Raw genomic sequence first — 22,132 nt, 5'->3', positions numbered from 1 at the left:
GCTATTTAGTGTACGGTACTGCGAGTACCTTAAAGGAGGCAGTCATGCGCGCCTGGGGCGTCACCTACGACACCGGCTTCACCAATCTCGGCAGCACCACGCACGAACCCTTCGACCCCGGCATCGTCGCCGAGGACATGCGGATCATCCGCGACGAGTTGCACGCCGACGCCGTACGCATCACCGGCGGAGTCGCCGACCGTCTGGAGATCGCCGCCCGGCACGCGGCCGCAGTCGGGCTGGAGGTCTGGTACTGCCCGTTCACCAACGACCTGACTACCAGCCAGTTGCTGGAGTTCCTCCTGGATGGGGCCGAGCGTGCGGAGCAGATCCGGCGGGAAGGGGCGGACATCCGGTTCCTGACCGGCTCGGAGATCAGCATCATGACGATCGGGCTGCTGCCCGGCGACACCCTCACGGAGCGGGCAGCCGCCCTCACCGATCCCGCGCGGATCCGCGAGATCCTCCCCGGCCTGCAGCGAGACGTCAACGCACTGCTGGCCCAGGCCGCGGCCGGCGCCCGCGAGCGGTTCGGCGGACTCATAGGGTACGCCTCGCTCCCTATGGAGGGGGTGGACTGGACGCCGTTCGACTTCATCGCCACCGACGCCGCCTACCGCGACGCGAGCAACGCGGCAGACCTGCCCGCGAACCTCGCGAAAATGACCGCGCAGGGCAAGCCGTTCGCCGTCACCGAGTTCGGCTGCGCGCCCTTCACCGGTGCGGCGGATCGGGGCAGCCGTGGGGAGATCATCGGCTACGACGAGAACACCGCGCAGGCGGTCCGGCTCACCGAGGTCGTGGAGCGCAACGAACCTGAGCAGGCTGCGTACGTGCGTGAGCTGCTCGACCTCTACGACGCCGGTGGCGTGGACACCGCGTTCGTCTACACCTTCGCGTCCCGGCATCTGCCCACATCCGATGATCCCGAGCAGGACTTCGACCTCGGCAGCTTCGGGATCGTGAAGATCCTCCCGGCTGGGCGTACCGGAACTGTCTATCCAGGAATGCCATGGGAGCCCAAGGCCGCCTTCCACGCCCTAGCCGACTACGGCCGCGCCCGCGCGAGCACGCCGAAGGCCTGACGCCCCGTCGATCATGGAGTCCGCGCCCTCGACCCGCCGATTGATGCCGGCCAGTCCGGACACGGCCGCGATGATCGTCGGCTGCCGCCATTCATCGCGATCCGCTCCTCGAAGATCGTCGGCTGCCGCCGTTCATGGGGCTAAAACACCCAAGATCGACGGCCGCCGACAATCTTGCGTCCCCGATCGCAGCACGAGCCGATCGCAGCACGAGCCGATCGCAGCACGAGCCGATCGCAGCACGAGCCGATCAAGCAGCGCGCGACGAGGTCCGTGCCAGGAAAGCGAGCGAACGTTCGACGACCAGCGATGGGCAGCTGACCGGCAGGTCGTGCCCCGCATCCGGCACCACGTCAACGTGGAAGGAGCCGACAGTACGCAATCGCTGAGCAACGGAAGCAGCGTCGTAGAGCTGGCTGTTCGCACCCAACAACACCAGCGCGGGCGTCGACGAAGTACGCAGCTCGTCGTCGGTCGACGAGGGCGGGACGGGCAGCCGCCGCCGGAAGCTCATCGAGACGCGAGCCATCCCCATGAGGTCGTCGTCCAACAGCGTGGCGTTGCGAAGCCACCGAGCGGCCCGATGGCGTACGCCCCGAGGGGCCAGCCCCGCGAGTCCACCGAGGATGACCCAGGCGAGGAAGCGCCCGCCGACCTTACCGAAGCCGGCCGGATCCAGCAGGGTCATCGTCGCGACGCGGTCGGGGTGGCGCAGGGCGTACTGCATCGCGGTCCAGCCGCCGTAGGAGCAGCCGATCAGGTGCGCCTGGGCGACGCCCAGCCCGGTGAACACTTCGCCAAGCCATTCGGTGAGGTCGTCGGCGGTGTCGATCGGCTTGTCCTGCCGCGATCCGCCCGGCTCGCCCACCGGGTCCACCGCGAGCACCTGGTGGTCGCGGCCGAGGTCGGCGACGTATCGGTACCACATCAGTGAGTTCCCGGCCGCGCCCGGCAGCAACACCACGGGTACGCCGTCCGCCGGCCCGAACCGGTTGACCCGCGTCGGCCCGTAGGCCGTCGTGATGTCGGTCGAGGTCCACCCGGCCGGCCAGAGGCGTTGCATCGCCTCGTCGTACGCGAGGGTGAAGGTGCTGCGGGCCTGGTCACTGGTGAAGGAGCTGACTCCCATGAGGTGCCTCCTCGCTTTTGATGATACGACTGTATCACGATGAGGTAGGCTAGCCGCATGCCGAAGCGGGTGGACCACGACGTACGCCGTCGCGAGATCGGTGAAGCACTGCTACGCATCGCGGCGTCGCGAGGTCTCCAGGCGGCGAGCATGCGGGAGGTGGCCGCCGAGGCAGGCGTGTCGCTGCGCCTGGTGCAGTACTACTTCCACAGCAAGAACGAGCTGTTGCTCGGCGCGATGGTGTACCTGGGCGAGCAGCTGTCGGCCCGGGTGGAGCGGCACATCCGCGCTCGGGGCCTGCCGCCGACTCCACAATCGACCATCTACGGCACGCTGTCGGCGATCCTGCCCACCGACGACGAGAGCCGTCGGCTGACACGCACCTACGCGGCCTACTACACCCTCGTGCTCGCCGAGCCGGCCTTGGGCGCGGAGCACGGTGGCACCTATCCCGACGCGCTGGAACGGTTCCTGACCCGGCAGCTACAGACCGCGCAGGAGCAGGGCGAGGTCGATCCGGACCTGGTGGCACCGACAGTGGCCGCCGCGCTGCTCGCCCTCACCAACGGGCTCGGTTCCAGCGTGCTCGGCGGTCAACGCGACGGTGCGGCGGCCGAGGCGATTCTGATCTACCACCTCGACCGCCTATTCGCGTACCGGAGTCGCCACCAGAAAGCGTGATCATCGCGCCGACCAAGCGGTTTCGGCGGACCTTTCGCCGCCGGAACGACATGGCTGGCGCGATGATCACGCTTGGGGGTTAGTGACGGCCACGGCCGCCGTGGTCGTCGGTTCCGGTGTCGTCGTTGCCGTGTCCGCCGTGGTCGTCGGTTCCGGTGTCGTCGTTGCCGTGTCCACCGTGGTCGTCGGTTTCAGAATCGTCACGGCCACGGCCGCCGTGGTCGTCGGTTCCAGAATCGTCCCGGCCGCGGTCGTCGCCGGGCTCGGTTTCGCGGCGGTCGTCGATCCGAGCTGCACCGGTGCTCAGGTCGACCTTGACCTCGACCTTCGCCCCCTGCGCGGTGATCAGGTGCACGTTCCACACCGCCCGGCCGCCGTCGACGTCCCGCTTGGTCTCGACGACCCGCGCGCCGGGCACCAACGCCTGCGCGATCCGCTCGGCCTCCGCCCGGCTCACGCCCGCCGGGCTCGCGCTCGGGCTGCTCGCGACCGTGGGCACGACCCGGTCTGTGGCGGCGGCCACCGCGGTTCCGCTGACCAGCACTCCGGCAGTCACCCCGGCCACGACAATCCATTTGGTACGCACAACGTCCTCCCTGTCAGCGTCGGTTTCGATGGACCTGACTTTGCCGGGAGGGCGCCTATGGGCGGGCAGTGCGACGGCTAACGAACGGCAAAGGATGGTTGCCGGGGCGGGCCGAGGTCGACGACGACCCGGGCGCCGCCGAGCCGGGACGGGCCGATGGTCAGGTCGCCGCCGCTGGACTGGGCGGTCCGCCGGGCGATGTCCAGGCCGAGCCCGGTCGACCCGCCACCGCTTTCACCACGGCGTACGTCGGGTGAGCTGAAGCCGGGTCCGGCGTCCTCGACGGTCAGCTGTCCCCCGCCGGTCAACCTGACGGCGTACGCGGCTCCGTCCGGGGTGTGGGCGAAAACGTTGCCCAGCAACACATCCACACACGTACGCAGATCCGCCTCGGCGACGCCGACCAGCACCGGACCGGCCGCGATCTCCGTCGTGACCGGCCGGGCCTGGTCCTCGGCCAGCGCCGCCCAGAACTCGGCGCGCTCGGCGACGATCAGGGCCGCGTCGCAGGCCGCCGGGGCCACCGGTACGCCGGATCGGCGGGCCTGCTCGATGACCCGGGTGACGGCGGCTTCCAGGCTCGCGACGTGTTCGGCGATCGCAGCCGTGCCCGGGGTGGCCTCCACCTCCAGACGCAGCGCCGTCAACGGCGTACGCAACTGGTGAGAGATGTCGGCGACGGACTCGCGCTCGGCGCGGAGCAGGTCTTCGATGCGGCCGGCGAGATGGTTGAGGCCCTCGGCGACGGCCTGGACCTCGGGTGGGCCGTGGACGCGCGAGCGGGCCGCGAGCCGGCCGGAGGCGAGCTGGTGCGAGAGCGCGGCCAGTTCCCGGATCGGGCGGACCGCCGCGCGGGTGAGCCAGTCCCCCGCGAGCACGGCGAGCAGCAGCGCACCCGCACCCAGTACGCCGAGGACGGTCCAGGTCCGGGCGACGCCTCGGGTCAGTTCGTCGTCGCCGACGAACACGCGGACCACCACGATCCCGGTGTACGCGCTCCCGGCGACCGGGCCGACGACCTCCCAGCCGCCGTCGCCTTCGGCGGTGAGGCTGGACCCGCGTGCGGCCAGTTCCACCGCCGCCGTACGCGGCTGGGCCGAGCCGAGGACGGTGCCGTCGGGCAGGTAGACGGTGGCCGGATATCGCGGCAGATCGGAATTGGCCTGGTCGACGGCCGCGGCCAGGTCGTCCTGGCTGACGCTGGTGACGAGGAACTCCAGGTTGCGAGCCTTGTCGACCGCGGCCGACAGGGCCCGGTCGGCCGCCAGCACCTGCACCAGCCGAGCCAACGGCAGCAGCAGCGCGGCCAGCACGAGGGTCATCGCCGCGATCAGCAGTGCGGCTTGCCGCAGTCTCACGCGGCCGTCCCCTGCTCCGGCGATGTCCCCAGCGCCTCCGGCGCGGACAGCCGTACGCCGACCCGCCGCACGGTGTGCAGGTAGCGGGGTTCCAGCGCGGTCTCCCCCAGTTTGCGCCGCAGCCAGGACAGGTGCACGTCGACCGTCTTGTCCGCCCGCGCGTACGGGATCTGCCACACGTGGGTCAGCAGGTCCGCCTTGCTGACCACTTGATCCGGCCGCTGCGCCAGATAGTGCAGCAGGTCGAACTCTCGCGGGGTCAGCTCCAGTCGCCGCCCGTCGACGCTGGCCTGCCGGGCCCGGGCGTCGACCACGAGCCCGCCGACGACGATCGGCCCGGCCGCCGTTTCGCTGCCGAGCCGCCGTAGCACCGCCCGGATCCGGGCGTCGAGCTGGTCCGCGCCGAACGGTTTGACGATGTAGTCGTCGGCCCCGGCGTCCAGTGCGCGCACCATGTCGCTCTCCGCCCCGGCGGCGGTGACGACGATGACCGGGACCGCGCTGACCGCCCGCAGCATCCGCAGCGCCTCGCGGCCGTCCAGATCCGGCAACCCCAGGTCGAGCAGCACGATCTCCGGCCGTTCGGACACCGCCAGTTGCAGCCCGGTCAGCGCGTCCGGCGCGGTCGCCACCGCATGACCCCGTTGCCCGAGCGCGCGCACCACCGCGACGCGAATGGTCGCGTCGTCCTCCACCAGCAGGACCTTCGTCACGCGGCCACGCTAGCCGCCGACCGCGTACGCCCGCGACCCCCGTTTGCGGCATCATGAGCCGCCCTTATCCTCCCGTTATCCTTGCCTCCCGGATACTGGGCCGATGCGGCGAGGGCTTCTCATCACGGCCGGTTGGGTCACTGCGGTGGCCACCGCGACCGTGCTCGGCTTCACGGCGGTCAGCTCGCTCGGCGACGAGTTCCCCGGCCGGCCGTTGTCGCGGCAAGAGGTCGAGGACCGGCTGGCGCAGACGACAGCGCAGGCGACGGCCCAGCCCAGCTCGTCCCCGTCGTCGTCCTCCGCCGCCTCTCCGACGGCATCCCCCGCGGCTTCGTCGGCCCGGCGGCATTTCACCGGGTCGGGCGGCAGCCTGTGGGCGACCTGCCGCAACGGGCTCGCGTCCGTCGAGGGGATCACTCCGAAGACCGGCTTCCGGCTCGACGAGTCGCAACGCGGCCCCGCGCGTACGGCCTGGGTGAAGTTCAAGCAGGACGGCGGCGGCCACGGTCGCGGGCAGGAGTTCGTGGTCTCCGTGACCTGCGACGGCACCACCGCCACCGTCACGGAGACCAAGGACGACTGAACGCCTGTGCCTTCTTATCGCCGGGGTTTGAAGTAGGGTCCGGCGGCCATGTACGCGAACACCGACAGGCCGATCCGCACGCCCTGGTTGTCGGCGGAGCGGAAGTGGACGCCGCCCCAGATGCGCGCCTCGACGACCTCGGCCAGCGCCTGCGAGAAGCTGCTGTAGTGCCGGGTCGCGTTCGCGGCCGGGCTGTACGCGCTGAACGAGATGTCGTCGCGGTGGAAGAAGTACGCCAAGGTCGTCATCGACGCCGAGGTGAAGCAGGTGTGGCCCGACGTGTACTCGGGGAACGCCGGCGTGACCAGCAGCGGCATCCAGCTCGGGTCGCCCGCGGTCGCCTTGTTGCCGTCGGTGTCGGCGAGCTGGACCGCGGTCACCGGCCGCCAGAAGCCCCAGTACTCCTTCTCGTTGTAGCAGGCGATCAGCGCGTCGGCCTCGGTCATGTCGACCATGGCGAACATGCGCGCGGCCTGCAGCGGGCTCAGTCCTTGGCTGACCACGATCTGCCGCTTGATCTCCCATTCGGCGAGGTGCCGGTCGTGCCACCAGATCGCCGCCTCGGTCTGGTCGGCGGTGCGGACCGTACTGTCGACCCCGCCGATCCGCTTCACCTCGTTGAGGTCGCGAGCATAAGCAGCGCTGGTGAGCGCGGGCGGGCCGGACGTGCGGAACATCGACGCGCTGGGGAGCAGGAACGGCTTGACGTGCCCGGTCCACGCCCCGGCCGAGGCGTAGGTGGGCGGCGTCGGGCGCCACTGCCCGGGCTGCGTGCCGATCACCCAGGTCTGCGAACCGAACGCGCCGTCGTTCTGCCGCGCCGCGATCATCGCGGCCGCCGCCTGCGTACCGACCGCGATGCCGCCCTGCTTGGCCGCACCGTCGGCGATCGCGACCAGGGCTTCGTCGTACTGCGCCTGCAGGCGGGCCTGCTGCGCCGGGAACAAGGACACGAGCATCTGGTACGCCGCCGCAGCGACCGCGGCGTCGGTGGATTCGGTGCCCTTGGCGGCCGGCGCGACCAGATACGGCTGGTACGGCTTGCCCGCGATCGCGTTCACCGCGTCGTAGACCGCCCCGTGCACCATCGCGAAACTGCGGGCCTGCTCGTTGGGCTGCTGCTGCGCCACGTCCCAGATGGCCTGCTGGGCGTTGGCGTCCCAGGTGACGACTGGATTGGTGGTGGTGGCCTGGGCGATCGCCGGCCTGACCGCGACCGTGGATGTCAGCGCCAAAGCTGCGGATACGACGACGCGCAGGAGCGTACGCCTGGTCATAAATCCTCCCCGTCCGGATTCGATGAGCTCGCCGCTCACTATCGAACCATTCGCACTCCTTGATCACCAAGCGGAGGCAGTAGATTGCTCCCATGACGAGTACGCCCCGTGAGGCCGAACGCAGCATCGGCCCGGTCGGCGCATTCCTGTGCCGGGTGGCCTTTCTGGCGATCTGCCTACCGGGGCCGATCCTGCTCGCCGCCGACGTGTCGCAAGCCGGGAAGCTGTCCACTCAGGACACTTGGGGTCTGCTCGCCGGCGGCGTGCTGACGACGATCGTCGGCGTCGGCTTCGGCATGTTCGGCTTTCGCGTCGTCAATCGCTCGCGCCGCGATGCCCGCCAGCTCGCGGCCGCCGGCGTCGCCGCGACGGCGGAGATTCTGACCGTGGCGAACCACCTCGGCGACGAGGATCCGGCGCTGAAGCTCTGCGTACGCGTCAGCGGGCCGGGATTCGTCGCGTTCGAGGCGGAGACGACCCGCCCGGTCGACGTCGCGCTGGTGCCCGGCGTCGTGCTGGGCGCTGTGGTCGACCCGTCGGACCGGCTCTTCGCCATCCGCTGACCGCACTGGTGATCAGTGATTCAGCGGCCGAAAGGCGTACCTGAGCGCAGATCCTCGATGACCGGGGTGCCCGTCACCAGGGCACCGTTCCGGCGTCGTCGAAGAATCCGCCGGTCGGCCCGTCGTCGGGCAGGGTCGCGAGGCGAATTGCGATGGCCGCACCCTGTTCCGGCGTACGGACGCCGCGAAACCCGTTGAGGTCGGTGGCGGTGAACCCGGGACAGCCGGAGTTGATCAGGATGTTGGTGTCGGCCAGTTCCCTGACGTATTGGATGGTGAGGGCGTTGAGGAAGGTCTTCGAGGCCAAGTAGGCGGCCGGCACCGGGCCCATGTCGATGCCGGGCGTGGTCTGCAGGGCCAGCGAGCCGACGCTGCTGGACATGTTGACGATCCGCGGTGCGGCCGAGGCGCGCAGCATCGGCAGCATCGCGTTCGTGACCCGGATGACCCCGATCACGTTGGTCTCCACGACAGCTCGCACGGTCGCAGGATCGACCGTGGTCGGCGTCTGCGGCATACCGCCGGTGATCGCGGCATTGTTGACCAGGACGTCGAGCCCTCCGGCATGGTCGGCGATCACCTCGGCCGCCGCGGCCACACTCACGTCGTCGGTCACGTCGAGCGGCACCCCGAACGCATCGATCCCGGCCGCGAGCAGCTTCTCCACCGCGGTGTCGCGGCGTTGCCGATCGCGCGCACCCACACCGATTCGCCAGCCGAGCGCGCCCAGGCCCGCGGCGATCTCGTATCCGATTCCCTTGTTAGCGCCGGTCACCAGCGCAATCGTCTGTTCACTCACACCGCCGATCCTGCTGCGGCTCCGGGTACGGCGTCCAAGACCGATCGGGTGGGCGGTAATACCGCACGGGTATAAGTCGTGGTCATCGCCGGATACCATGCCCGGGTGGAGACGCGGGAGATGCGATACTTCGTCGCTGTGGCCGAGGAGTTGCACTTCGGGCGGGCGGCACAACGGCTCGCGATGGCGCAGCCACCGCTGTCGCGGGCGATCCAGCAGCTCGAACGGCGACTCGGAGTCGTCCTGCTGCACCGCACCACTCGTGCCATCGCATTGACCGAGGCAGGGTCGGTGCTGCTGCGGGAGGCCCGAGCCGCACTCGACGCGGTCGAAGCCGCCGAGCGGCGAACTCGCCGTGCCGTCGCCGGCCAACCCGGCATGGTGCTGGCCACCAAGGCCGGAGCGTCCAGCGACCTGTTGTCGAAGCTGCTGCACGCCTACGCCGCCGAACCGGGCGCCGTGGCCGTCGAGGTGATGCTGTGCGGGCCCGGCCAGCCGGAGGATCTGCTGCGCACCGGGCAGGCCGACGTTGCTCTGCTCCACCGGCCTTACGACACGACAGCCGGATTCGACAGCGAGGATCTGCACACCGAGCAGCAGGTCGTGGTCCTGCCCGCGGGCCATCCCCTCGCCAACCGGGCGAACGTGTCATTGGCCGAGGTCAAGGCCCTGACGGACCTGCCCCTGCCGCGCTGGCCAGGCCGGGATGGCAGCTATCCCGACGGCCCCGGCCCGCAGGTGCGCGACCATACCCAACTACTCCAGCTGATCGCGCTCGGACTGGCCTGCGCGGTCGTGCCCGAGTCGCTGCGAACCCAGCTACGCGACGGTCACGCCGCCGTGCCCGTGCCGGACGCACCGGCCGTCACGACCGTCATCGCTTGGCCACCTCACAGCAGGTCCAAAGCGGTTGCCCAGCTCGTCCGCACCGCGACACGCTGCTAACCGACACCGAACGCGGGGTTGGAATATCTGTTGCCGGGGCGGGCCGGATCCGCCACCATCTCGGACCATGAACGGGTCATCGTGGGAGCTGTTCGATCGCGTCTCAGCCGACTACGACGAAGTCGTGCCCTTCTTCGCCTCGTTCGGCGCGGCCATCATGGCGACGATCGACCCACCGCCGGGCGCCCGGCTGCTGGATCTCGGTGCCGGACGTGGAGCGCTGACGGCACCCGCGCTCGCCCGAGGCTGCCACGTCACCGCGATCGACGCCGCACCCGGCATGGTGCGCCGCCTCGCTGCCACATTTCCGGACGCCGAGGTGCACACGATGGACGCCCAGGCGCTCGCGTTTGCGGACGACAGCTTCGACGTTGTCGCCTCATCGTTCGTCATCCACCTGCTCGACGATCCGGCGGCCGGAGTGGCCGAGGCGTACCGGGTCCTCAAACCCGGCGGCCGATTCGCGTTCACCGGCGGCAGCGAACGGAGCAAGGGCGGGCCGACCGTGTCAGCCGCCGACGAGCTGGGCGTACGCCTCAACGAACTGTTCGCCGAGTTCACCGCCTACCTGCCGCCCAACGGCAGCATCGGCAAGTGGGACGACGCGGCAGACATGCTGGAGGACGCGGGCTTCGTCGACCTGCGCGAGGACTTCGCCGAGGTCGCCATCCCGTTCGACGACGCCGAAGCCCTCTGGCGCTGGTCGCTGACGCACGGATATCGAGCCTTCATCGACGATCTGCCGGACGCCCGCCGCGCCGAGTTCCACGACCGAATGCTTGCGCTGCAAGCGAAGGACTTCGTCCTACGACGCGTCAACCCCGTCTGGTCGGGCCGCAAACCGACGCTTACGGCATAGACCCTTCGATCACCAGCTTCAGCGCATGCTTGCCGCGCCACCCGAGTGACACGATCGGCGACAGAGGACCGCTAGGGAATGTACTTGTCGGCGGCGAAGGCTGCGAGCGAGCGTTCGATGCCTTCGATGTCGAATGCCGCCAGCCGCAACGGGTGCACGCGTTCGTCGCCGTCGTGCCAACTCCGCGTCGTTGTCCGAGGAATCCGTCGGATCTAAACCACGACTCGCAGCACCGGGGTCGCTCCCGTCGCATTCACCAGTCCTGCGAGCAGCTTCATCTCGGCGGGCGTCCCGGCGACGCCACCAGCGATGATGTCGTTGTAAGCAGCGATCGCTTCGCTATATGTCATGCCCTGCTTCCGGAACACCGCAAGCAGCGGCACGCGAAGTCCCCGGGCGGACTCCGGTTCGACGTGCAGCCGGACCAGACCCACTCGTGCGACTAGCGCCGCCCGCACAGGCGCGGGCATCTCGCCGCTGTCGTCGATTTCGAGGGCAGCGCCACATCCGTCGCATCGCATCGACACCGCCCAGACGAGCCGGTGCCCCGCGATCGCCTCGGAGACGTACCCGGCCATCGACTCGCCGCAGGTCGCGCATGGTTCGTTCAGCTCGGCCCCGGTCATGAGCGCGACAGTACCGGTGTTGCGGGATCAGGGCAGCGATGCTGGGGAGGATGCGCCGGGCAGCAACAGGCGGGCAGTTCCGGTGCCGTCGGCGGGCACCGCGAAGACCCCACCGTTCTGGCGGTAGGCGACCGTCTGCGTGTCCAGCCACGCGGCCTGGTCGTCCACGTCGCGCTGCTCGGCCAAGGGCGTCTGCCGGCCCGTCGTCAGGTCCAGCACGTGGAGGCGCCAGTGTCCCCCGATTTTCTTCTTGTACGCGATTCGAGTGCCGTCCGGTGACAGCGACGGGCATTCGACGTTCCCCTGGAGCGCGGTGAGGGTTCGGTCGCGAAGGTCGCCGCGGACCAGCCAGGTCTGGCCGTCGATGCCCATGGTGGCGTAGAAGGTGTGGTCGTCTGCGGCAAACGTGATCCCCCAGTAGTTCACGTGGGTGGAGGTCACTGTGACGCCGTCGACGCGGGCGGTGAAGTCTTCGAGCGAGCCGTGGTGTTCGCCGGTCGTCAGGTCGTAGATGCCGGCGATGGTGGAGAACTGTCCGGCCAGCAGATAGGAGTCGCCGGAGTGGAACACCGTCCAGGCGATCAGGTGGCCGCTCGGTGAGACGCGGGCTCGGCTGGGCGTACCCCAGAGGTCGATTCGCTTGCGCAGCACCAGGTTCCGGTCGAAGATCGCCGCCTCGTACGCGTCCGGCACGCCGTCGGCCGGGCGCAGGCAGATCAGCGTCCCGGCGGCGGCGTACGCCCGATGGCAGGTGGGCCCCTCGGCGAACGGGTGGGCTGGGTCGGCTCTGGTGGCCTGCCGTACTCGCGCCTCGGCGTCCAGGTAGATCATCGTGTCGCCGCGACCGGGGTCCACTCGTGGTGGCGCGGCAGCGGAGCGATGGTCGAACGACAGCCAGCCGGCGTACCCGGCGGTGATGCTGATGACGACGGCGAGCGCGGCGGCGCTCACGGTGTGCCTGACACGCATCGTGTCCTCCGGAGGGAAGGGGGTCCGGCCGCCCGCTGGACGGCAGGCGGCCGGACTGGTGATCAGCTGCCGGCGACGGCTATGTCGTCGACCTGTGCTTCCAGAAGGCTGCCGGTGCCGGCGTCAGCCACGCTCACGAGCAGCCGGATCGACCGTCCCGCGTACGCCGAGAGGTCGGCGGTCGCGGTCTGCCAGGCTCCGGCGACCTCGGTCGCGCTGCCGAGCCGCTGGACGACGACGGTCACGGTCGTGCCGTCGACGACGGACACCCGCAGATAGTCGTCGGCGCTGGAGTTGTCGCCGTGGGCCAGGTTGTACTTCAGGCTCAGCGTCGACGTTCCAGCGGGCAGCGTGATCAACGGGGAACGGATGGAGGTGACGCCGCCGTCGAGGTCATTGGCGCCGTAGGACGATCCGGCCAGCCGGCCGGTGACCAGGCAGCTGGTTCCGCTGGTCGGCGTACCCAGCTGCTTGATCTGGTTGCTGTAGGTGGAGGTGGTCTGCTCCGCGACGCCGCGCTCGATCAGCCCGGCCGTGGCGGTGTCGGTGCCGGACGGATTGACCGTCCAGCCTTTGTCGGTCTCGAAGTCGTCCGAGAAGACCGTCGTGCTGCTCGCGCTGACGGTGAGCGGCAGGGTGGCGGTGCGGGTGGTCGCCCCCGAGACGCCGGAGACGGTCAGCGTCGCCGAACCGGTGGTCGCGGTCGACGACGCGGTCAGGGTCAAGGCCGCGGTCGCCGCACCATTGGCCGGCGGGGTGACGCTGGTGGGCGAGAAGGACGCGGTGACGCCGGTGGGCAGGCCGCTGACCGACAGGGCGGTCGCCGCGGAGAAGCCGCCGGTGCTCGACACGCTCACCGTCGTCGACGTGCTGGCGCCTCGGGTGACGGCCAGCGACGCCGGGTTCGCCGTCACCGCGAAGTCGGGTGTCGCGGCGGCCTTTTTGCAGGTGCCGGTGACCGAATCGGTGAAGGTGCGCCCAGCCACGGGCACGAACGCCGCGGTGTAGCCGGTCGCGGTCAGGGTCAGCCGCCCGACGCCGAAGGTGGCGTTGTTGCTCGCCTCCACGGTCGCGGAGGTCGTGCTCGTGCTGGTGTAGAGCGCTCGGCCGCCGGTGCCGATCAGCAACTCCCGTACGCCGTTGACGGTGTCCTTGACGCCGTCCGGCCGGGACATCGCGTACCGGACGTAGTTGTGGTCGTGTCCGTTGAGGACGAGGTCGGCGCGATTGTCGTACAACGCTTGGAACAGCGGCCGGACGGCCGTGTTGTCGCCGTAGTTTCCCTTGGCGAAGCGGGGATGGTGCCAGAACGCCGCGGTGCACGGCTTCGTGGTGGCCACCAGATCCGTACGCAGCCACTGTTCCTGCGCCGATCCAGCGGCGGTGGAGATGTTGGAGTTGAGCGCGACGAAATGCCAGTCACCGACGTCGAAGCTGTAATAACCCTTGCTGCGATCCCCCGCCCGGCCGGTCTGATTGCCGGTGCCGTTGAAGTAGTCGAAGTAGCCGGCCGCGCCGGAGGTGTTGTACTCGTGGTTGCCCGGCACTGGGTAGGTGATGGCCTTGAACTGGCCCCATGTCGGGTTGTAGTTGGTGTTGTACTCGGTGAGGGTGCCGCTCTCGTAGGCCTGGTCGCCCATGGTGATCACGGCGGTCGGATTCATGGCTGCCACCAGGTCGTCGGTCTGGTTGCAGGCGGTGCCGCAGATGTCACCGGCCGCGGCCACGGTCACGGTCGCGGCGGCGAGCGACTGACTGCCGGACTGGACCGCGTCGACGGCGTACCGACTGGTGGGATCGCGTAGCGCGGGCGCGACTCGCACGCAACCGCCTGCGAAGGCCCGGGTGTGGAAGGCGCGGCCGGGCCAGGAGCGAGCGCTCAGCGTGAGCGACCGGCCGTCCTGCCCGGTAAGCGTTATCGTGTCGCCGCCCCGCAGGGTCAGCTCGGTGAACCGCAGCCGCAGCCACGCGGCGCCGTCCTGGCAGACCGGTTGCGCTGTGGCCCCCGCCCGCCCGGACAGGGCGAGCCGGTGGGTGACCGCGCCCGCCTCGGCGATCTGCGGGGTCTGGTCGGACGGCTCGGCGATCTCGGCGACGGTGTCGGGGCCGGAAGCGCGCCGGGCGGCAGTGGGTTCGGCCGCCAGAACGAGTCCGGCGATCGTCAGCAGGGCCGCGAGGGCGGCCGCGCCACCACGGCGGCGGCGCAGGTGAGGACTAGGCATGGCTCCTCGCAAGGTGGGACCGCGCCGGCCGGTGGGCCGGGCGGCGGCGAAGTGTGGTCCGGGCGCATCGATCGACGCGCCCGGCGTGGCGCCACGTGTCGCGATCGGTGTCACCGACCCTAGCCAGACATCGGCGTACGTCAACGCGTGAAGGCCATAGCCATCTGGATAACTCTGGATGTACCGTCCTGATGATCAGGGCGCTGAGGAGTCGATCAGGGCGCGCGGGACACGACACGCCGGTCGATCACGACCGATAGTTCATGATCGCGCGGAAGGGGCGGCGGAGAGCGGGTGAGGGTGACCGCGTTCGGGGATGCGTTGCGGGTCGCCGTCCAGCGCAGCGGCCGTAGCCTCGACGAGTTGGCGGAGGTGCTCCGCGAGCGCGGGACGCCGGTCAGCGCCAGCGCGCTCAGTTACTGGCAGAACGGCGGCAACCGGCCGGAACGGGCCTCTTCCCTGGCCGCGCTGGCCACTTTGGAGGAAGTCCTGGGCGAGTCGCCGGGCGCGCTGGCGGCGCTGCTCGGGCCACGGCGGCCCCGGGGACGCCGGGCCGTGGCGCTGCCGCCCGACGTCCGGCCGCCGAACCTGTTCTGGCATCAGCCCGACGCGGTCCTGCGTGCTCTCGCCAAGCTGGATGCGACGCGGGCCGACCTGGCCGATCCGGTCAAGCTCTCGCAGAGTTTCACATATCGGGTCGACGAGCACGGTCACGAGGCCGCGATCCGGGTCCATCGCCTGATCCGGGCCCGCCGCGACGGCTTACGCCGATTCCTGTTCCTCACCCGGTGCGTCACGCTGCCGCAACCGCCGGCCGTCACCTTCACCGAAGGCTGCCACCCCGGCCGGTTCCGCGCCGATGTGCCCACCTCCACGTGCGTCTTCGAGTTCCTGCTCGATCGGCCGTTGCGGGCGGGCGAGACGGCGATGGTCGAGTTCGGCCTGCGCTACCCGCCCGGGCAGCTCGACACCTACGTCCGGGTGGAGATCGGCCGGGCCTGCCGAGATGTGGCGTTGCGCGTCGTGTTCGACCCGAGGCGCGTACCGGTGCGGTGCGTCGGCCACTTCCAGCCGACGGTCGACGCGCCGTTGCTCACCACCTCCGAAACCGGCCCGCACGAACAGATCCAGGCGTTCCAGTACGTCACGCTCGACCCCGCTCCCGGGGCGTACGGCATCAGTTGGCAGTGGCCCGGCCCGTAGCGGGCGGCGAGAGATCTTGCGGGTCTTCACTACTGTCTGACTGTGGGCGCACAGACGGCGAAGGGCGAGCCGAAGCGACCGCGCCGCCGGTGGTTCGGCATGACGCTCGCCATCGTCGTGACGGCGGCGTCGGCCGGTTCGCTCGGCTGGTACGCGGCACGGCGATATGGCGAACCCGCGCCACCGGACGGTGCCGGCCCAGCGGCGCAGGCCAAGTGCCGCACCGTGGTGGAGCGAGAGTTGATCCGCCGCGCCGGGCATGCCGTTCAGATCGGCTTCGCGGACAGCTACCTCGTGGGCACGGACGAATCCGGCCGATACGCGGCGTGGGTACGCGGCGACGCGACCCCGGACGGGCAGGCCCGCGTCGGCTACGGGTGCTCGTTGTCCGGCTATGACAGCGTGACGAACACGTGGGGCGGCGTGACGATGACCGTGTAGACACGTTCCGCTTCCGTCACACCGCTACGCCGACGCCCGCGATGATCTCACTGGCCTGCGCCCGGCTCAGCTGCGAGCCCTGCGCCAGGAGGTCGGCGAGCATATCGGGCGACAGCGAGCTGCGTATGGCGGCGGCTTCACGTGGGCCGTCGATCGGGTCCATCAGCTCCGGCGAGAACCCGACGTGGCCGCCGAGCGTCTGGATCGCGCCCAGCAGCAGCGCGCCCGATTCGGGCCGGCCGCTGTGGGCGAAGGCCGCGGCCGTCGTGTGCGCCAGGACCAGCCACGCGGTGAGATCCAGGTCCGCCTCCAACGGGCCGACGATGTCCGCGGCCATCGCCAGCGCCGTTTCCGGCTCGCCCGCGTCGATTGCCGACTTCATCGCGGTCCACGCCGCGGAACCGGTCGCCCACTGATGGCCGCAGCGTCGCCCAGTCCTGATCGCGGCCGCGAGGTCGGCGCGGGCTCGGGCGGTGTCGCCGCGCAGCCGGTGGACCATGCCGAGGACCATCAGGCTCTCGGTGTGCAGCCACGGTACGCGCAGCGCCCGAGCGCGTCGTTCGGCCACGACGGCGTGGGCGTACGCGGTGTCGAGGTCGCCGAGCAGGGAACGGAAGTGGCCCAGGTGCATCACCGCGTACGTGGTGGTGAGCCGGTCGTGGGCGCGCTGGGCGGCCTCGTGCGCCTGTTCGGCGGCTGCGATCGCGGTGGCCGCGTCGCCGCGCAGGTAGCTCAGTCCGGCGACCGCGAGCAGCGCCCGCGCGCGCAGCGAGTCGGGCGCGTCGCGGGCCAGGTCCAGCGCCGACTGCAACCAGGTGAGGCCCTCGGTGATCTGGCCGCGCCGATACCAGAACCAGTGCAGGGCGGCCGCGATGCGCAGTGCGGTGTGTCCGTCGCCGTCGAGCAGGGCCGAGGTGAGCGCCGCTCGGGCTTCGGCTTGATCGGCTTCCAGCCGGCGGATCTCCGCGTACGCTTCAAATCCCCGCAGGCCGGATTCCGCGGCCTCGACCCAGCCGGTGACCCAGACCCGATGCCGGGCCGCGAGTTCGGCGGTGTCGCCAGTGGACAGTTTGGCGGCGGCGAACGCGCGCAGCGCGGTGAGCATGCGGTAGCGGCGTGGTCCGGGGCCGTATTCGACGCGCAGCAGTGACTTGCGCACCAGCTCGGCCACCGAGGGCAGAGCGTTGGAAGTGCCCGTGACGTGTGCGGCGGCGTCGAGGTCGAAGCGGCCCGCGAACGTGCTGAGCCGCTCGAACAGAGCGCGTTCGGCGGGTCGCAGCAGGTCGTAGCTCACGGCGATGGCGAGGTTGAGGTCGCGGTGGCGGGCGGCGCGGTCGGGTTCGGCCGGCGCCATGGGGCCTGGCAGCCCGGCGGCGAGCTGGCTCAGCGACAGCACGCGGCACTGGGCGGCGGTCAGTTCGATCGCGAGCGGGAGCCCGTCGAGCTGGACGCAGATCTGGTCGATGAGCCGTGACTCGTCGGCGTCCGGCGTCCAGCCCGGCAGGGCGTTGGCGGCCCGGTCGGTGAACAGCCGCGCGGCGTCGGTGGTCATCGGCGGCAGGTCGGCGATGACCTCGCCGGTGATGCCGAGCGCTTCGCGGCTGGTGGCCAGGACGCGCACGCCGGGACAGCGGCTGAGGATCTGCTCGCACCAGTCCCGGACGGCGTCGACGAGGTGCTCGCAGTTGTCGACGACGATGACGGTCTGCCGGGCGGCGAGCACGTGGGTCAGCGCTTCGGCCGGTACGCCCAGCGCCTGACCGATCTGGGTGGGGACCAGTTCGGGCTGGCGCAGGTCGGCGAGGTCGACGAACCAGGGGCCGTCCGGGCCGGGCAGGCGATGGGCGGCTTCGATCGCCAGCCGGGTCTTGCCGATGCCGGCCGGGCCGGTGACGGTGACGAGCCGGGACCCGGAAAGCGCGCGGGCCACCAGGGTCAGTTCGCTGTCGCGGCCGATGAACGACGACACCGGATGCGGCAGGTTCGGAATCGTTTCCGGCTGCGCGACGGAAGCGAGCGTCAGCTGCGGCTCGTGCCGCAGGATCGCCGTACGCAGATCCCGCAGCACCGGACTGGCGTCCAGCCCGAAGCTGTCGGCCAACTGGTCCTCGGCGGTACGTAGCACGTCGAGCGCGTCGGTCTGCCGGCCGGCCCGGTAGAGCGCCAAGGCGTACAGCCGCCAGCCGCGCTCGGCCAGCGGATGCTCGGCCGTGTACGCATCCAGGTCGCCGAGCAGTTCGCCGTGCCGGCCCAGGCCGGTCATCGCCTCGAAGCGGTCGAGTGTGACGGTGTCGTGCAACTGCTCGAGGCGGCGGATCTCGGCGGCCAGGAAGGCGAAGCCCGCCAGATCCCCGTACGCCGGCCCGCGCCACAACGCGATCGCGGCGTCGAGCGCGGCGAGGGCGGCCGCGCAGTCGCCGTCGCGCAACAGCCGCGCTCCGTCGGCGGCCAGCCGGGCGAACTCGGCGCTGTCGACCTGGGCGGCGTCCACGCGCAAGGCGTACCCGTTGCCTTCGGTGGTCAGCACCCGGGCCGCGGTGCGTACGCGCCGGCCGGGTTCCAGCACACGCCGCAACTCGGCGATGTACGCGTGCAGGGTGGTCGGCGACGGCGCGGCCTCGCCGTCCCACACGTCGTCGACGACCCGGGCGGTCGAGACCGAGCGCGGCCGGGCCAGCAGCAGGCTGGCGAGGACCGCCCGCTGTTTGGGGCCGCCCAGCGACGCCTCGGCGCCGTCGACGAGGACGCTGAGACTGCCGAGGATTCGAATCTCAACTGTGGACATGGGAACGCAAAGTACGGCCTCTCCCCCGGTTGGTTCCATCGCTTTCGTTGCTTCGTCGAGAAATCGACAACCCGAGCGTGGCCTACGTCACGGCCCCCAGCTGAGCGCACAGTCGTCGATGTCTGGCCCAAGTCGTTCCCAAGTCGCGTCCGCTGTCCTGGCGAAGCGAGCACGACCGTGCCTCGCCATCTAGAAGGGACGTAACGTGAGACTCACGGCCAACCTGCGGAGGGTCGCCATCGCGACCACTGTCGCGGTCGCCGCGGTGTTCGCGGTCAGCACAGCCGCGTACGCCGACCCGGTGGAGATCGAGGGACAGCAGTTGCGCGACGACTTGTTCGTCGCGTCGGTGCACTCCCGCACCCAAGGCGCGCAAGGGCTGAAGGATCTGGTGCTGAGCGCCGAGATGCTCGGCTACCACCAGCGGTTCCCGGCCAAGACCAAGGACGAGATCCTGGCGCACGCGGCGCTGATGAGCCAGTGGTACGACAGCCATCTGGACGGCACCGACTTCGCCTTGCAGACCTATGAGGCGTTGCCGCACGTGCTGACCATGATGTCGGCCTGGCCGCAGGCGGCGGTCGCAGCGCCGATCATGAAGGAACTGCTCGAGATGACGGTCGGGCCGGTGAGTAAGGACTACGGCGAACGGATCAACCAGGTCGCGACGGCGCAGTTCTCCTACGACCAGTTCGAGCGGTTCTACCCGGTGCAGGACATGATCTGGCGCCGGATCACGACGCAGGCACAGGGTGATCCGACCTTCGCCACCGCCTGGGACAGCAACTTCGGCGCGCGCCTCGGCGTGCTGTCGACCGCGTCGGAGGAGCAGCTCGCCGCCGATCCCGCGATCGCCACCTGGATGAACGTCAACGCCTTGCTGGAGCACGCCAACAACACCGAGAACTACATCACCGAGGCGCGGGCGCAGATCGTCTCCGCGATCACCCGGCTGGAGTCCCAGAACGCCCAGCTCATCGGCCAGGTGGGCCAGCTCGGGCAGCAGTTCCCGGTGACCTCCACGACTGCGCCCCCGAGTCCGGCCACCTTCAACACACAGCGGGAGGCGGCGGTCAATCGGCAGAAGGACATCGACGCCGCCGGCATGGCGATCCAGGCGCTCGCCACGGCACTCGGCTTCGCCGACCCGACCGCCGGGCGGATCGTCGGTGGGGTCGGCAAGTCGCTGATGCAGGTGGCGACCGCGATCAACAAGTACATCCCGTCGATCGCCGGTCTGAGCCTGGCCCAGGCGCTGACCTCGATGAGCACGGTCGCGCTGACCGGCAACATCCTCGGCGCGATCGGTGCGCTGCTGCCGGTCTTCGCCACCGGGCCGACCCCCGACCAGTTGCTCATGGACGAGATCCACAAGCTGCGCGACCAGGTCGGCCAGCTGGCCACCACGATGACCTCCCGGTTCGACCGCGTCGACCACGCGCTGACCGTCATGTACGGGTCGATGCTGGACCGGTTCGACCAGGTCATCGGTCTTCAGCACGCGACGCTCGCCGAGCTGACCTACCTGGAGCAGGAGCTCTACGCGCTCAACGTCAAGGTCGACAACTGGGGCTCGGCCATCGTCCGGGCGCTGGCGAAGGCCGAGATGCACGACGCCATCGTGGCGATCAACCAGTATGTGGGCCACAAGTACACCTACAACGAGCCGATCCAGACCTATGGCGAATACCAGGACACGGTGAACGAGCTGGACGTCATGGCCACCACGTACAAGGCCTACGGCACGCCGTTCTTCCCGTTCGTCGAGTCCCAGTACGAGGGTCTGGACCCGGTGACGACCACGCGGGCGTTCGACGACGGCGACACCGGCCCGGCCACCGCCATCGACTACCTCGACTGGTACGCGGCCAGGTACTACGGCGGAACCCGGTCATTGGACCAGAAGCCGGCCGCGATCGCGCCGTGGACGATGTCGGCTCGGGCGTACGCCCGGATGGTGGCGGAGAACCCGAACTACGCCGTCCAGGTCAGCGAGAGCCAGACCAACGGGATCCTCGCCAAGGGTCAGGGCATTCTGGCCGCCGCCCGGCGGTTCAGCGCTCCCCGCTCCACACCGGACGCTCAGGGCAACCGGACCAACGCCCTGTTCACCAACGCGATGGCCGAGTACCGCACCGCGTTGCAGTCGTTCTCGGCCGAGCTAGGCGCGATCCGGGGCGCCAACCCCGACAACAAGATCTACGACATGTTCCGCAACGCCGACCAGTCGCTGAACTCGGCGGCCCAGCTGACCGATCCGGCGAAGGTCGGCCCGTGCACGGGCGCGACGCCGTCGCTGACCCGGCCGTCCACGATGTCGATCACTCAGGCGCCCAGCGCGCTGCAGTTCGCCAAGTACGCCCACCCGCAGCAGCCCGTGGTGCGGCTCTGCTACACGGCCGGCTTCGCCAACGTGGAGACGGCCGAGGACTACAAGTTCAACCACACGTACGCCGACCTGGACATGACCTTCAAGATCAAGGTCACCTGGGGCGGCCAGGAGTGGGACTACCGCACCTGGCACTCGTCGTGGTACCTCGGTGAGATCTGCCGCAGCTACGTCACCGGCGCGCCCGGCGGCTTCTGCAACAACCTCACCTACTACCTGAACAAGTGGGACGCGTCGTACCTCGCCGGGTTCACCGCTGGGGCGACGACCCAGACCGACGAGACCCCCGCGACCTACGCCCGGAACCGGATGAACGAGTACCTGACCGGGCGGCAGAAGTCGTACTACAACGCGGTCGTCACCGCGCTCGGGTCGCCCAACGTCCCCCTGTTCGCCGCCAACACCCGCCTCACCCGGGCGGTGGCGATGCTCCGGGCGTACACGCAGGTGGGCTTCGCCAAGGCGATGAGCCAGGACGAACTACTCAGCCTGCTCACCGTCGGCGGCGAGCGGCTGCCGTCCGACCTGGACGGCATCAACACGATGAGCCAGGCGTTCCTCCGGGCGCAGACCAACTACGCCGGCTGCTCGCTGACCGGGCCGGGCGGGGCGTGCGCCGAGGGCGCGCAGCCCGTCGACCCGATGGCGAACCAGACGACGGTCTGGAACGGCTGCACCGCAAACGGCGCTCCCGGCGCCAGCGGCGACCCGGTCGGCGACTGCCTGCTGGGCATCGGCCAGCACCGCACCAACGTGCTGGCCACCCGCTACGAGGCGCACTCACGGGAACTGGCCGACGGTACGTACATCGAGGGCCTGCCCGACGTGGTCTCGATCATGGAGGACCTGACCTTGGCCAATTCCTTCATCCGCCACGCCTGATTCACCCAGTGATCCCGGGTCCGGTCGCCACAAGCGG

19 protein-coding genes are annotated in these 22,132 nt (G+C 70.1%); 9 read left to right on the top strand and 10 right to left on the bottom strand.

All coding sequences use genetic code 11. From position 1 onward, the window contains the following. Nucleotides 1–44 precede the first annotated feature (44 nt). Nucleotides 45–1,085: a glycoside hydrolase family 113 protein gene (locus HDA40_RS34420; RefSeq protein ID WP_253761965.1), complete on the top strand. Its 1,041-nt coding sequence runs from the start codon at nt 45–47 to the stop codon at nt 1,083–1,085. Nucleotides 1,086–1,335: 250 nt separating this feature from the next. Here HDA40_RS34420 and HDA40_RS34415 read toward each other — a convergent pair whose 3' ends face one another. Next, complete coding sequence (locus HDA40_RS34415) at nt 1,336–2,214, bottom strand: alpha/beta fold hydrolase (protein WP_253761964.1); 879 nt, start codon at nt 2,212–2,214, stop codon at nt 1,336–1,338. 57 nt (nt 2,215–2,271) lie between these two features. On the opposite strand from HDA40_RS34415, the gene HDA40_RS34410 reads away from it, so the two are divergent. After that, nucleotides 2,272–2,895: a TetR/AcrR family transcriptional regulator gene (locus HDA40_RS34410; RefSeq protein ID WP_253761963.1), complete on the top strand. Its 624-nt coding sequence runs from the start codon at nt 2,272–2,274 to the stop codon at nt 2,893–2,895. Between the two features lie 79 nt (nt 2,896–2,974). On the opposite strand, the gene HDA40_RS34405 is transcribed toward HDA40_RS34410, so the two are convergent. From HDA40_RS34405 to HDA40_RS34395, 3 genes are all read right to left on the bottom strand, one after another. Beyond that, nucleotides 2,975–3,481, bottom strand: a complete 507-nt coding sequence (locus HDA40_RS34405) for a PepSY domain-containing protein (protein WP_253761962.1) — start codon at nt 3,479–3,481, stop codon at nt 2,975–2,977. Between the two features lie 77 nt (nt 3,482–3,558). Next, on the bottom strand, nt 3,559–4,839 hold the full coding sequence (locus HDA40_RS34400) for a sensor histidine kinase (RefSeq protein WP_253761961.1): 1,281 nt from the start codon (nt 4,837–4,839) through the stop codon (nt 3,559–3,561). Beyond that, nucleotides 4,836–5,552, bottom strand: a complete 717-nt coding sequence (locus HDA40_RS34395) for a response regulator transcription factor (protein WP_253761960.1) — start codon at nt 5,550–5,552, stop codon at nt 4,836–4,838. The genes HDA40_RS34400 and HDA40_RS34395 overlap by 4 nt, the downstream gene beginning before the upstream one ends. 103 nt (nt 5,553–5,655) lie before the next feature. Between HDA40_RS34395 and HDA40_RS34390 the strand changes: the two genes are divergently transcribed. Further along, nucleotides 5,656–6,135: a hypothetical protein gene (locus HDA40_RS34390; RefSeq protein WP_253761959.1), complete on the top strand. Its 480-nt coding sequence runs from the start codon at nt 5,656–5,658 to the stop codon at nt 6,133–6,135. A gap of 14 nt (nt 6,136–6,149) precedes the next feature. Here HDA40_RS34390 and HDA40_RS34385 read toward each other — a convergent pair whose 3' ends face one another. Continuing rightward, a complete protein-coding gene (locus HDA40_RS34385; RefSeq protein WP_253761958.1) occupies nt 6,150–7,412 on the bottom strand; it encodes a vanadium-dependent haloperoxidase in 1,263 nt (420 codons plus the stop codon). Nucleotides 7,413–7,504: 92 nt separating this feature from the next. On the opposite strand from HDA40_RS34385, the gene HDA40_RS34380 reads away from it, so the two are divergent. Then, nucleotides 7,505–7,975: a hypothetical protein gene (locus tag HDA40_RS34380; protein WP_253761957.1), complete on the top strand. Its 471-nt coding sequence runs from the start codon at nt 7,505–7,507 to the stop codon at nt 7,973–7,975. A 73-nt stretch (nt 7,976–8,048) separates the two neighbouring features. Here the strand turns inward: HDA40_RS34380 and HDA40_RS34375 are convergent, their stop codons facing one another. Next, on the bottom strand, nt 8,049–8,774 hold the full coding sequence (locus tag HDA40_RS34375) for an SDR family oxidoreductase (protein ID WP_253761956.1): 726 nt from the start codon (nt 8,772–8,774) through the stop codon (nt 8,049–8,051). 105 nt (nt 8,775–8,879) lie between these two features. Between HDA40_RS34375 and HDA40_RS34370 the strand changes: the two genes are divergently transcribed. Next, nucleotides 8,880–9,719, top strand: coding sequence for a LysR family transcriptional regulator (locus tag HDA40_RS34370; protein ID WP_253761955.1), 840 nt, complete (start codon nt 8,880–8,882; stop codon nt 9,717–9,719). A 67-nt stretch (nt 9,720–9,786) separates the two neighbouring features. Then, complete coding sequence (locus HDA40_RS34365) at nt 9,787–10,578, top strand: class I SAM-dependent methyltransferase (protein ID WP_253761954.1); 792 nt, start codon at nt 9,787–9,789, stop codon at nt 10,576–10,578. A gap of 212 nt (nt 10,579–10,790) precedes the next feature. Here the strand turns inward: HDA40_RS34365 and HDA40_RS34360 are convergent, their stop codons facing one another. From HDA40_RS34360 to HDA40_RS34350, 3 genes are all read right to left on the bottom strand, one after another. Then, nucleotides 10,791–11,204 (bottom strand): hypothetical protein, encoded by a 414-nt coding sequence (locus tag HDA40_RS34360; RefSeq protein ID WP_253761953.1) that lies wholly within the window; start codon nt 11,202–11,204, stop codon nt 10,791–10,793. 27 nt (nt 11,205–11,231) lie between these two features. After that, nucleotides 11,232–12,173, bottom strand: a complete 942-nt coding sequence (locus HDA40_RS34355; RefSeq protein ID WP_253761952.1) for a hypothetical protein — start codon at nt 12,171–12,173, stop codon at nt 11,232–11,234. A 62-nt stretch (nt 12,174–12,235) separates the two neighbouring features. Then, a complete protein-coding gene (locus HDA40_RS34350) occupies nt 12,236–14,395 on the bottom strand; it encodes a metallophosphoesterase (RefSeq protein ID WP_253761951.1) in 2,160 nt (719 codons plus the stop codon). A gap of 300 nt (nt 14,396–14,695) precedes the next feature. Between HDA40_RS34350 and HDA40_RS34345 the strand changes: the two genes are divergently transcribed. Then, entirely contained in the window at nt 14,696–15,598 is a 903-nt protein-coding gene (locus tag HDA40_RS34345; protein WP_253761950.1) for a hypothetical protein, read from the top strand. 42 nt (nt 15,599–15,640) lie between these two features. Beyond that, nucleotides 15,641–16,039 carry a hypothetical protein gene (locus tag HDA40_RS34340; protein ID WP_253761949.1) on the top strand — a complete coding sequence of 133 codons (399 nt, stop codon included), beginning with the start codon at nt 15,641–15,643 and terminating at the stop codon, nt 16,037–16,039. A 16-nt stretch (nt 16,040–16,055) separates the two neighbouring features. Here the strand turns inward: HDA40_RS34340 and HDA40_RS34335 are convergent, their stop codons facing one another. Then, nucleotides 16,056–18,824 (bottom strand): AfsR/SARP family transcriptional regulator, encoded by a 2,769-nt coding sequence (locus tag HDA40_RS34335; protein WP_253761948.1) that lies wholly within the window; start codon nt 18,822–18,824, stop codon nt 16,056–16,058. A 205-nt stretch (nt 18,825–19,029) separates the two neighbouring features. Between HDA40_RS34335 and HDA40_RS34330 the strand changes: the two genes are divergently transcribed. Next, nucleotides 19,030–22,095, top strand: coding sequence for a hypothetical protein (locus tag HDA40_RS34330; RefSeq protein ID WP_253761947.1), 3,066 nt, complete (start codon nt 19,030–19,032; stop codon nt 22,093–22,095). The last annotated feature ends 37 nt before the right edge of the window (nt 22,096–22,132 follow it).

Origin of the sequence: Hamadaea flava, assembly GCF_024172085.1 — a bacterium.
Classification (GTDB): Bacteria; Actinomycetota; Actinomycetes; order Mycobacteriales; family Micromonosporaceae; genus Hamadaea; species Hamadaea flava.
Note: the sequence above shows the minus strand (reverse complement) of the source record. Positions and strands in the feature narration are given on the sequence as shown.